The 1,603-nt window shown below is 43.4% G+C and carries 3 protein-coding genes; all 3 read left to right on the top strand.

What is annotated here, in order from left to right:
* Positions 1–315, top strand: a 315-nt coding sequence (locus A3735_RS27265; RefSeq protein ID WP_231882669.1) for a type II toxin-antitoxin system RelE/ParE family toxin, incomplete at its 5' end; no start/stop codon positions are given.
* A gap of 15 nt (positions 316–330) precedes the next feature.
* On the top strand, positions 331–612 hold the full coding sequence (locus A3735_RS27260; RefSeq protein ID WP_369808245.1) for a HigA family addiction module antitoxin: 282 nt from the start codon (positions 331–333) through the stop codon (positions 610–612).
* A gap of 356 nt (positions 613–968) precedes the next feature.
* Positions 969–1,493, top strand: a complete 525-nt coding sequence (locus A3735_RS27255) for a hypothetical protein (protein ID WP_068512980.1) — start codon at positions 969–971, stop codon at positions 1,491–1,493.
* Positions 1,494–1,603: the final 110 nt, after the last annotated feature.

Genomic DNA, 1,603 nt, shown 5'->3' with positions numbered 1-1,603 from the left:
TTGATAACTGAGTCGTATCAGGTTACAATTCGGCTTATGATTCTATCATTTAAACACAAAGGCCTCGAGAAGTTCTTCAAAGCAGGAAAAACTTCAGGTATTCAAGTAAAGCACTCTAAGCGTTTAAAACTTATTTTAGGCCGACTTAATGCTTCTACTTCCCCAGATGATATGAATTTACCGGGGCTATTTCTGCACTCCTTATCTGGTAAGCGTTCAGATGTTTGGTCTGTTCGTGTTAGTGGGAATTGGAGGGTGACGTTCCGTTTCNATGGGGAACATGCAGAAATTGTAAATTACGAAGATTATCACTGAGGTGAAATTATGCTAATGCACAACCCTCCACATCCAGGCGAGATTATTAAAGAGCTTTGTCTTGAGCCTCTCGAGCTAAGTATCACTGCAGCGGCTGAAGCATTAGGCGTTAGTCGAAAAACACTCTCTAGTATTGTTAACGGTAAAGCAGGTATTAGCCCTGAAATGGCGGTGAGGCTTTCGATTGCGTTTAATACATCAGCTGAAAGTTGGTTGAATCAGCAAACACAATATGATTTGTGGCAGGCGGAAGCTAATCGAAGTGAACTCGATGTAAAGCCTTTAATTGCCGCCTAGCATATAAGACGAGTTAGATCTTGTAGACTTATGGGTGTATGTCCTGCCTTAAGTGCCTCTTGCTCTGCGAAAGTTTAGCGGTTCAGAAATACCAAGGAGGCACGTTGGAATAAAAAAATTTAGCAGCTAATGTGTGAATTCATGCACCACAACGATCCATCTCGCATTTTAGTAGGGCAAAAACCCCAACAATAAACTATGCCTTATTATTGCTCCTCACACTCAAACCCGCTAAGACCAGCGTCGTCCGTAGACCTTACAAACAGTAACAATCCTTAGTTACTCTGCGGCATAGTACTTGCTCCTCTGTAATACAAACACTCAAATTCATCGGCATTTCCAAGAGGAGCTTTGTCATGCGAAATATGCCTTGGGCTGAGAAACTAGACAGTACTCCCTTTATCGCCTTACTAACGATCATTACACTAACATCGTGGCTAATACAGCCCTCGTCATATTGGACCGTTTTTCTTATTGCTCTTTCTGGGCTCTCATCTATATTCCTGATCTATAAACGAAACCAGTTTTTTGCACCTCTCAAAGATGTTTCACGCTTACTTCAACAAAACGGTGTACAACACCGAGACCTCCCTCTCCATTCTCGATCTGGACACTCCGTCCTGGAAGCACTACGCCACTATTTACTCAATCAAGAACGCTCTGTTCAGCATAGAGACGGTTACTTTACTGAGTTTAACCATATGGCGAGTGAGTTATCGATCAGCGCTTCAACCTCGGCAAAAAATGCCATGGAACAAAAGCAGGCAATCTCCTCTTCGGCTGCAGCAGTCACTCAACTGAGTGCCAGCGTGAGCGATGTTGCAACGCAAGTTCGAGAAACCCATGCCGACATTGATACTTCACGTAAGCAAATTGCATAAGGGCGTGCCGAAGCGCAAAAAGCCTGCATTGAGATTGAGAAGATGACTGCCTTGTCTGAAGAAAGCGTCAAAATGGTGGATGTCTTGTTTGAGCAGTCAAACAATGTTGC

This window comes from Oleiphilus sp. HI0061, from assembly GCF_001635675.1.
The sequence above is the reverse complement of the archived record's forward strand: the minus strand, read 5'-3'. Positions and strand labels throughout refer to the sequence as shown.